The sequence below is a fragment of the Dictyoglomus sp. NZ13-RE01 genome (genome assembly GCA_002878375.1).
Classification (GTDB): domain Bacteria; phylum Dictyoglomota; class Dictyoglomia; order Dictyoglomales; family Dictyoglomaceae; genus NZ13-RE01.
The window spans coordinates 1-9730 of record NIRF01000025.1 but is presented as its reverse complement, the minus strand read 5'-3'; the positions used below and the strand labels follow the sequence as shown (position 1 = coordinate 9730).

General features: G+C 33.5%; 8 protein-coding genes. 7 read left to right on the top strand and 1 reads right to left on the bottom strand.

What is annotated here, in order from left to right; genetic code table 11:
• The first annotated feature begins 303 nt into the window (after positions 1–303).
• The 7 genes from CBR30_09555 (at position 304) to CBR30_09525 (ending at position 7469) form a co-directional block, all read left to right on the top strand.
• Positions 304–1317, top strand: coding sequence for a LacI family transcriptional regulator (locus CBR30_09555; protein ID PMQ00751.1), 1014 nt, complete (start codon positions 304–306; stop codon positions 1315–1317).
• Between the two features lie 95 nt (positions 1318–1412).
• The gene (locus CBR30_09550; GenBank protein PMQ00750.1) at positions 1413–2441 is read left to right on the top strand and encodes a D-ribose ABC transporter substrate-binding protein; all 1029 of its coding nucleotides are present in this window, start codon (positions 1413–1415) and stop codon (positions 2439–2441) included.
• Positions 2442–2494: 53 nt separating this feature from the next.
• Entirely contained in the window at positions 2495–4012 is a 1518-nt protein-coding gene (locus tag CBR30_09545; protein PMQ00749.1) for a D-xylose ABC transporter ATP-binding protein, read from the top strand.
• Positions 4009–4962: a ribose ABC transporter permease gene (locus tag CBR30_09540; protein PMQ00748.1), complete on the top strand. Its 954-nt coding sequence runs from the start codon at positions 4009–4011 to the stop codon at positions 4960–4962. Before CBR30_09545 ends, CBR30_09540 begins: the two co-directional genes overlap by 4 nt.
• A gap of 22 nt (positions 4963–4984) precedes the next feature.
• Positions 4985–5380: a D-ribose pyranase gene (locus CBR30_09535; GenBank protein PMQ00747.1), complete on the top strand. Its 396-nt coding sequence runs from the start codon at positions 4985–4987 to the stop codon at positions 5378–5380.
• Positions 5380–6471 (top strand): erythritol/L-threitol dehydrogenase, encoded by a 1092-nt coding sequence (locus CBR30_09530; protein PMQ00746.1) that lies wholly within the window; start codon positions 5380–5382, stop codon positions 6469–6471. Before CBR30_09535 ends, CBR30_09530 begins: the two co-directional genes overlap by 1 nt.
• Before the next feature lie 71 nt (positions 6472–6542).
• Positions 6543–7469 (top strand): hypothetical protein, encoded by a 927-nt coding sequence (locus CBR30_09525; GenBank protein PMQ00745.1) that lies wholly within the window; start codon positions 6543–6545, stop codon positions 7467–7469.
• A 41-nt stretch (positions 7470–7510) separates the two neighbouring features.
• On the opposite strand, the gene CBR30_09520 is transcribed toward CBR30_09525, so the two are convergent.
• Positions 7511–9445: a transketolase gene (locus tag CBR30_09520; protein ID PMQ00744.1), complete on the bottom strand. Its 1935-nt coding sequence runs from the start codon at positions 9443–9445 to the stop codon at positions 7511–7513.
• Positions 9446–9730: the final 285 nt, after the last annotated feature.

The window sequence follows — 9730 nt, the reverse complement described above, 5'->3', positions numbered from 1 at the left end:
AAAGCTTTTTTAGAAAGAGCTCTAATTGATGGTTTTTTCTCTTTTATTAAACTCATTATTAACACAATTAAAATTTCTTTTATCTTTTTTCTTAAAGAAAAATCTGGTAGAATATTAATGACCATAGTTTTCACCTCCCGGGGTTTGGATGTTATCTCTTTCTAATCTAATTCTAACCCTGGGAGGTTTTTCTTTTCAAAAACTGATTACAGGTCAGCTCCCACGAATACTTGACAATTTTTTTAAATGGATTTATCATCTTATTTGAGAGACCGATTTCAAAATTAGAAACCGATTTAAAAGATGGTGACCTTAAAAGATATTGCTTTAAAAGCAGGGGTATCAAAAAGTACAGTTTCCAGAGTTCTTAACAATAAAGGAAACGTTAATCCCATATTGAAGAGAAAAGTAAAAAAGATAGCAAAAGAGTTAGGATATCACCCTAATATTTTAGCAGCAAGTTTAAAGAAGAAGAAAACATATACTATAGGAGTAATTATTTCTAATATACTAAATCCATTTTTTACTTCCGTGGTTAGAGGAATAGAGGATGTAGCAATGAAGAATAATTTTAATATTATTCTTTGTAATGCTGATGAGAATCCAAAAAAAGAAGGGGTTTATATAGATGTATTAAGAGCTAAAAAAGTTGATGGTATGATTATAGCCACAACAGGTGAAAATAAAGAACATTTCTCTGCCTTAGAGAGAGAAGGAATCCCTGTGGTTTTAGTAGATAGAAAAGTAGAGGGTTCCAATTTTGATACTATAATCACAGATAATAAGAGAGGAGCTTTTGAGGCAACAAAGCATTTTATTGAAACAGGTTATACTCGAATAGGTTTTATTACAGGTCCTATAAATATAACGACAAGTTTAGAAAGATTAGAAGGTTACAAACTTGCCCTTAAAAAGTATAAAATTCCATATGATGAAAATCTTATAAAGATTGGAGAATTTAAGGAAGATAGCGGATATAAAAATATGAAGGAGTTAATAAAAATGAAAAATCCTCCTAAGGCTATTTTTGCAGGAAATTATTTAATTGCTTTAGGAGTGTACACAGCAATAAAAGAATGTGGATTAAAAATACCTGAAGATATTGCTGTGATCACTTTTGATGACTTTCCATGGTTTCAACACTTATCACCACCTTTAACAGCAGTTTCTCAACCAACTTATAAACTAGGAGCATATGCTATGAAGAGATTATTAAAACTTATAAAAGAGGAGTTGCCATACTCAAATAAGAGAAGACAAATAGTTTTAAAAAATACCTTAGTCATAAGAGAATCTTGTGGATGTAAAAAAGGGTAAGTATAAAGAAAGGAGGTGTTAATCTTCTTCCAAAAAGGTTACCCAATATTATTAAACTTTCCCATAAATAAATTTAGTTAAAGGGGGGTTCTTTAATGAAAAAATTTACAAAAATACTTTCTCTCTTATTAATTTTAAGTTTACTCGTTTCTTTAGGAACTGCTCAACGACGTTTAAGGTTTGGATTATTTATTTGTAGTTTGGCACATCCTTTCTTCTTAGATATGAAGGATGGAGCAGAAGATGCGGCAAGAAAACTCGATGTTGCTCTTGCTACTTTTGATGCAAGAAATGATGTAGAACTTCAAACAAAGCAAATTGAAGATGCAATTACTATGAGATTTGATGCTATACTTCTAAATCCTATAACAGCGGAGGGATTAGTTTCTGCTGTTAAGAAAGCAAATGAAGCTAAAATACCTGTATTTACCTTAGATAGAGATGTTGTAGGAGGAGATAGAGTTTGCTATATAGGGACAGATAATGTAAAAGCTGCTGAGCTTGGCGGAAAGAAGCTTTGGGAATTATTAACAGCTACAAAAAGATCAATGCCATATAATGTAGTAATTCTTGAAGGACTTCCTGGCGCATCTTCTGCAATTGAAAGAGAAAAAGGATTTAAGAATGCATTAAAACCATACATAGATGCAGGAAACATTAAAATCGTAGCGGATCTAACTGCAAGATTTGATAGGGCAACAGGTCTAAAAGTTATGGAGGATATTATTGCACGAGAGAAAAAGATTGATGCAGTTATTGCAGCCAACGATGAGATGGCCTTAGGGGCTTTAGAAGCTTTAAAATCAGCAGGATACAAAATAGGATTCCCTGATGGAGTGATTATAGTAGGTTTTGATGCAATAACTGATGCTGTAGAAGCGGTAAAAAGAGGTGAGTTTGCTGCAACAGTGGCTCAAGCTCCTTATATTATGGGTTATTGGGGTGTAGATGCAGCATATCAATATAAAAAGCTAAGATGGACTCCTCCAAAGGATACTCCAACCTATGCACCTACTGGAGCAAAACTTTTAGGGACCCCAGTTATGGTTGTAACAAAGGAAAATGTGGGAAAACTAAACGAAATAGTTAAAACTCCTGTACCTATTCCTGGAAGCAAAAGGTAAAATTTCAAGGGGTAGGGATAAAATTCCCTACCCCTTTTTATGGAGGTAAATATATGATAATTTTGAAGTTAGAAAAAATAAATAAAAGCTTTCCAGGAGTGAAAGCATTATCAGATGTATCTTTAGAAATAGAGAAGGGGGAAGTTCATGCAATTGTTGGAGAAAATGGGGCTGGAAAATCTACTTTAATGAAAATTATAGCAGGAATTATTCCAAATGATAGTGGGGAAATTTATTTGGAGGGAAAAAAGATTGAGAACTTAAATCCTACCATAGCAAACAAATTAGGAATAGTGATGATTCATCAGGAATTAATGCTTTATCCTAATCTTAGTGTAGCGGAAAATATATTTATCGAACATGATTCTAATAACTCTTATTTAAAAACAATAAATTTTGAAAGCATTTTCAAAGAAGCAGAAAAAATCCTTGAACTTTTAGGGGGAGATATATCTCCCCGGATTAAGGTTTCTCGTTTAAGTATAGGAGAACAGCAGAAGGTTGAAATAGCAAAAGCTATCTCTAAAAAAGCTAAAATAATTATTATGGATGAACCTACCTCTGCATTAACTATTACAGAGATTTCTAAACTTTTTGATGTGATCAGATCCCTGAAAAAGCAAGGTATCACAATTTTATACATAAGTCATAGACTAGATGAAGTATTTGAAATTTCTGATAAAATCACAGTATTAAGAGATGGTCATAAAATTGCAACGTTAGAAACAAATAAAACTTCCCCCTCTTATGTAGTCCAACTAATAACGGGAAAAACATTTGATACTTTATATACTTCCTTTCATGAGACATTATCTAAAGAAGAAATAATGAGAGTTGAAAATCTGAATATTTCTTCCGCTTTTGTCAAAGTAAAAAATTTATGCTTTAACCTTTACAAAGGAGAGATTTTAGGGATAACAGGTCTTTTAGGGGCTGGAAAAACTGAAATTGCGAGGGTGTTATGGGGTATAGAAAAAAAAGATAGTGGGGAAATATGGATAGAAAATAAAAGAGTAGAAATAAAAAGTCCATATGATGCATTGAATCTTGGCATAGGATTAGTTCCAGAGAATAGAAGACAACAAGGACTTATCGGACAAATGAATGTCGCTCAAAATATTACTCTTCCAAGTTTATCCCAAATCTGTTGGTGGAATTTTATAATTGATTCTAAAAAAGAAATAGAAGTAGCTAAAAAGTGGATAGAACAGCTAAAGATAATAACACCTACTTTAAAACAAAAAGTAGAGAATCTTAGTGGTGGAAACCAACAGAAAGTAGTCTTAGCAAAGTGGTTAGCTACTAATCCAAAAATCCTAATAGTAGATGAGCCAACACGAGGAATTGATGTAGGAGCAAAAGCTGAGATAAGAAAGTTACTTTTAGAACTTTCTCAAAAAGGCATCTCTATATTACTTTTTTCTTCAGAAATAGAGGAGGTATTGAATTTAGCTAATAGAATTTTAATTCTTTATAAGGGAGAACCAAAAGGGATTCTACCTAAAAATAAGGCCACAAGAGAAAATATTTTATACTTGGCAATGGGTTTGGAAAAGGAGGCAAAAGTATGATCACAAAAGATAAATGGGAGTGGATTTCTGAAAGAAGAGAAATCTTTCCTTTTTTTGCCTTGTTAGGACTCATTATAGTTTCCACCATTCTTTCCCCATATTTTTTTACAATTATAAATCTTAGAAATATATTAGCTCAAGTAGCTGTAATAGCCGTTTTAGCAGCTGGTGAAACTTTTGTAATTCTCGTAGGTGGAATAGATCTTTCTCCTGGTTCGGTTCTTGCACTTTCAGGAGCGGTAGTAGCCTATCTAATGAAATTTTTGAATATACATCCTTTCCTTTCTATAATCTTAGCACTACTCGTAGGGATAAGCGCAGGTCTGATTAATGGATTTTTAGTAACAAAAGTAAAAATTCCATCTTTTGTAGCTACACTATCCATGATGGCAATTGCAAGAGGTGGGGCATTAATAATCACTGGTGGTTCCCCTATTTCCCTTTTTCCTCCATCCTTTAGAATAATAGCAAAATATTTTGGTCCTATTTCTGGACTAACTTTTATAATGATATTTATTTATATTTTAGGTCAATTCATTCTCTCTAAAACAAGATTAGGAAGATATATATACGCTTTAGGGGGAAATGAGGAAGCTCTAAGATATTCTGGAATTAAAGCAGATAAAGTAAAAATCTTTGTTTTTGCATTTTCAGGATTTTGTGCATCATTGGGAGGTATAATGCTTACTGCAAGATTAGATTCTGCATATCCTATTGCTGGGGAAGGTTATGAATTAGATGCCATTGCTTCATCAGTACTTGGAGGTATAAGCTTTGTAGGTGGAATTGGCTCTTTAATAGGAACATTTATGGGCGCTTTAATTATGACTATTTTGGGTAATATTTTAAATCTATTACAAGTTCCTCCTTTCTATCAATACATAGCTCGAGGCTTAGTATTAGCAATAGCAGCTACATCTTTAGCTCGAGGAGTTAAATTTGCTAAATAAATTTAGATAAGGGGGTAAATTTATGAAAAAAGGTGGAATATTAAATCCAGAATTAATTGCGGTTTTATCATCTTTAGGACACACTGATTTGCTAGTTATTTGTGATGCAGGTTTTCCAATTCCTAAAGATGTAAAAAGAATAGATTTAACCTTAGTCAAAAATATACCGAGATTTCTAGATATTTTAAAAGCAATTTATGAAGAAATAGTTATAGAAAAAGTAATACTTGCAGAAGAAATTGAAAAAACTAGTCCTGAACTTTTAGAAAAAATTAAAGAAATAATTGGAAATACACCTATAGAGTTTGTATCCCATACAAAATTTAAAGAGATAAGCAAAAATGCAAAAGGAATAGTAAGATCTGCTGAATTTACTCCATATGCTAATATAATTCTTGTTTGTGGAGTTGCTTTCTAATGTCCCTTTTTATGAATTTACCTGATAAAATGAAGGCTGTTGTAGTTTATGGTCCTAAAGACTATCGACTTGAGGAGAGACCAGTTCCTAAAATTGGCAGAGAAGAAGTTTTAGTAAAAGTTCTTGCTACTGGTATATGTGCAAGTGATGTTAAAACTTACTATGGGCATAGAGTTTGGGGCTCAGAAGATATTCCTCCCTATATCCAAACACCAGTGATTCCTGGACACGAGTTTATAGGTGAAGTAGTTGCATTAGGAGAAGGGGCAAAAGAAAAACATGGTATTGATATTGGAGATTGGGCAATAGCTGAGCAGATTATCCCTTGTGGTAAATGTAGATTTTGCAAAGAAGGAAAATATTGGATGTGTCAACAACACGACATTTTCGGATTCATAAAAGATAGGGCAGAAGGATCTTGGGCAGAATATATGAAGTATCCTGCAAACTCTATCATCCATAAAGTACCATACTCCATCAAACCTGAGTATGCTGCAACTATTGAGCCTCTTGCATGTGCTATTCATGCTGTGGAAAGAGCAAATATTCAACTAAATGATGTAGTAGTAATTGCGGGTATGGGACCAATTGGTCTCTTCATGCTTCAGATAGCAAAAATGAAAGGTCCAGGACTTCTTATAGCCATAGATCTAAAACAAAATAGATTAGAAATTGCAAAAAATTTAGGAGCAGATATAGTTATTAATCCTTTAGAAGAGGATGTAGTGAAAAAGGTTTTAGATCTTACTGAGGGTTATGGATGTGATGTGTACATAGAGGCAAGTGGTTCAAAATCTGCAGTTATTCAAGGTTTAAAGATGATAAGAAAATTAGGCACTTTTGTAGAGTTTGGGGTACATGCAGAACCTACTTGCGTGGATTGGTCTATAATTGGAGACGTAAAAGAACTAAACATATATGGAGCCCATTTAGGTCCTTTTTGTTATCCAAAGGCAATAAGGTATTTAGAAGAAGGAAAGGTCAAAGTAGATTCAATAGTTACCCATATTCTCCCTCTCCAGAATTTCCAGGAAGGAATAGAATTAGTTCATAATGGAGAAAATTCTATAAAAATAATCTTAAAACCTTAAATTAAAAACTTGAAAAAATTTTAATTTTCATGTTAAAATTACATTAAGATAAACTTATAAGGGGAGTTGTTATGGAAGATATTATAAAACTCCTTGATAAAAAGGCTTTGGAATTCGGTGATCTCCCATCGTACCTTTTAAATTTTGATAGGTTCTTAAAGAGGCTACAGAGAGAAAGATCCACAGGAGTACTTTACTATTACGACGATAAAATCAGAATAATAGTCCTAATCTACCAAGGCAAGGCTTTTCTTGCAAAGGTTCTAAATATACCGGATTATGATGATTTGACCAGTATAAACCTTTTAGTACAACAAATATATGCGGGCGTTGGAAAAGTTAGCTTTTATGCAGTGGATAAACCTCTAATTATTGCAATAGCAGGAAAATATATTGGTAAACCTATATATGTTCAGTTGGATGTAGATACAATAATTCCAAGTAGATTTTTTGCACTACTTCAAAAGAGAGAGTTTAGTGGAGTTGTTTTTTACGAGAGTCCTACAGAAACAAGATACTGGCTCTTTCAAAAAGGAAATCCATTAAATATAATTCCTGGAGTCCTTCCCCCTAAAGGATATCTTAATGTTTATGCCTTAGAAAATATTCCTCTTGTTGATTACTTCGAGGAATGGGAGAAGGAAGAGAGAAAGAGAATTATCAACTTTGCTCAGAAAGTTCTTACCAATGTAGCTAAAGCATTAGTGGAGAGATGGGGAACAAGTACCACGGAGCTTCTACTTCTTCCTTTAGAAAATAATTACGGCTCTCTAAAAATATCCTTTGATAAAAAGAATTGGACCTGTAAGGTAGAGTCTCAAGAAGAGACCTTTTACTTAGCCCAAGAGATAGAAAGGCTTTTTGCTAAAATCTTAAGAGAGATAAGAGATAGAGGAGAAGAGACCTTCGCAGAAAAACTCGAAATATCCGCATTCAATCTGCTCCAAGAGGAAAAGGTTATCTGGCCAAATACTGGAGAAAAGATTTTTAGAAGATAAGAAGGGTAATAGGAAAAATCCCCTATTACCCTTCTTTTTTCTTAGCGGGAGATTAAAGAGAGTACTTCTTTAACTAAAGAATCTACATCCAAACCTTGTAGTTTATATAATGCATCAGGTTTTCCAGATGCGCCGTACTCTTTAACCCCTAATCTCTTAAATTTAACGGAAAATCCGCTTTCCGCAATTGCATTTCCAATTACGCTTCCAATACCTGTATTTACATTATGATCCTCATAAGTAATTATTAATCCCGTACTTATAGCTTCCCTTAAAGAGTCCCAATCTATCTCATTAGGACATGAGAAATTGAAAACTTTAACATGTATGCCCATCTCCTTTAGTTTTTCCCAGGCTTGAACTGCCCTATGCAACATACTTCCCATGCTTATTATTGCTCCCTTATCTCCATCTCTTACCTTATCCATCTTTCCATAAACAAATTTATAATCTCCTCCAAAGAAAGGATTTCCTTTCTCATCAGTAATTATTGGAACAACAGATCTTCCCATGGCAACTAAAAAGTTTCCTTTTTCTTTTGCCACATATCTTATAACTCTGTCTGTCTGATTAGGATCTGCAGGCACTATTATTTTAAAACCAAAAAGATTTCTAAAAGTCCCAATGTAGTCTATACATTGATGGGTTTTTCCATCCTCTCCCACATCGAGTCCACAATGGGTTACTATCAACTTTAGGTTTGTATAGTTTATATCATTTAATCTATGCTGATTATAAGTTTCGTCTACTCCAAATACTCCAAAGTCTGCAAAGAAGGTTAGAACTCCTTGAGTTGACAAGGCACCTGCTATTGTTGCCGTATTGTGCTCTTGAATTCCTCCCTCAAAAAAGTTATTTGGAGCTACCTTTTCAAATTCATGGGTTCTTACCGATTCTACCAAATCACAATCTAAAACGGCGATAGGAGTTCTCCCCTCTTTCCCAATATTTAGTTCTGCAAGATTTCTCAAAGCTTTTCCAAAGGCTGACCTGTTATCTGTTTTCATATCAGGAGTATAGGTAAATGGCTCTCCCGTATCTATATTTACGTGCTCTATTTCTACATGATGTTTTCCTTCAGGCTTAAACTCCTCTCTCATCTTCTTATACTTTTCTAAATCATCTTCAATACCTAACTCTTCTAAAGCCTTTTTGTATTCATCAGGCTTTAATGCTCTCCCATGAAATTCAAACTTATTTTCCATAAATGACACACCTTTACCCATAACAGTATGGGCAATTATAGCTGTAGGTTTTCCATCGTTTATTGCTTTTCTTATCCCTTGATAAATATCTTGAAAATCATGTCCATCTACCTCTATAACTTCCCATCCATCGGAAAGATAATTCTCTTTAATGTTTTGTGGCATAATAGATGACAATGATCCTGAAAGCTGTAACTTATTATAATCAATAAGTACTGTTAAATTAGATAAATTATATTTCACTGCAAACCTTCTTGCTTCTGAAATCTGCCCTTTTTGTTGTTCTCCATCTCCCATAACTACAAAGACATGGAAGTTTCTATTCGTAAGTCTTGCGGAAAGAGCCATACCGCATCCTGCAGAAAGTCCCTGTCCAAGATTTCCAGTGCTCCACTCTACCCCAGGAACATATCTTTCTACATGTCCTTCAAAAATGCTTCCTGCCAATCTAAAATACGCAATTGCTTTATCAATATCGAAAAATCCCAAATTCCCAAGAGCAGAGTAAACACCAGGAGAGGTATGCCCATGGCTAATAATGATCCTATCTCTATTAGGGTCCTTAGGGTTTTGAGGATTCACATTTGCAAAATAGTAAAGAGTAAGATACATTTCAATAGAGGACATGGATCCTCCTGGATGTCCAGATCCAGCAAGGGTAGTCATCTTTAGAATATCTCCTCTGCATTTATGAGCTAATTTTTTAAGATATTCTAAAGTTTTCTCATCAATTTTCTCTTCAAGAAATCCTTTTTTTAGATCAACGCCCATTTCTTTAACCTCCTTTGTAGAATTTGCAAATTTGAAACTATTATATCATAAAATTTTCCAAATATTACTGACCTGTAATCAGTTTTTGAAAAGAAAAACCTCCCAGGGTTAGAATTAGATTAGAAAGAGATAACATCCAAACCCCGGGAGGTGAAAACTATGGTCATTAATATTCTACCAGATTTTTCTTTAAGAAAAAAGATAAAAGAAATTTTAATTGTGTTAATAATGAGTTTAATAAAAGAGAAAAAACCATCAATTAGAGCTCTTTCTAAAAAAGCTTTA

Bases quoted from the DNA above. Each gene is read 5' to 3' on its own strand.
- CBR30_09555 (PMQ00751.1), top strand. From the start codon at position 304: ATGGTGACCTTAAAAGATATTGCTTTAAAAGCAGGGGTATCAAAAAGT.
- CBR30_09550 (PMQ00750.1), top strand. From the start codon at position 1,413: ATGAAAAAATTTACAAAAATACTTTCTCTCTTATTAATTTTAAGTTTA.
- CBR30_09545 (PMQ00749.1), top strand. From the start codon at position 2,495: ATGATAATTTTGAAGTTAGAAAAAATAAATAAAAGCTTTCCAGGAGTG.
- CBR30_09540 (PMQ00748.1), top strand. From the start codon at position 4,009: ATGATCACAAAAGATAAATGGGAGTGGATTTCTGAAAGAAGAGAAATC.
- CBR30_09535 (PMQ00747.1), top strand. From the start codon at position 4,985: ATGAAAAAAGGTGGAATATTAAATCCAGAATTAATTGCGGTTTTATCA.
- CBR30_09530 (PMQ00746.1), top strand. From the start codon at position 5,380: ATGTCCCTTTTTATGAATTTACCTGATAAAATGAAGGCTGTTGTAGTT.
- CBR30_09525 (PMQ00745.1), top strand. From the start codon at position 6,543: ATGGAAGATATTATAAAACTCCTTGATAAAAAGGCTTTGGAATTCGGT.
- CBR30_09520 (PMQ00744.1), bottom strand. From the start codon at position 9,445: ATGGGCGTTGATCTAAAAAAAGGATTTCTTGAAGAGAAAATTGATGAG.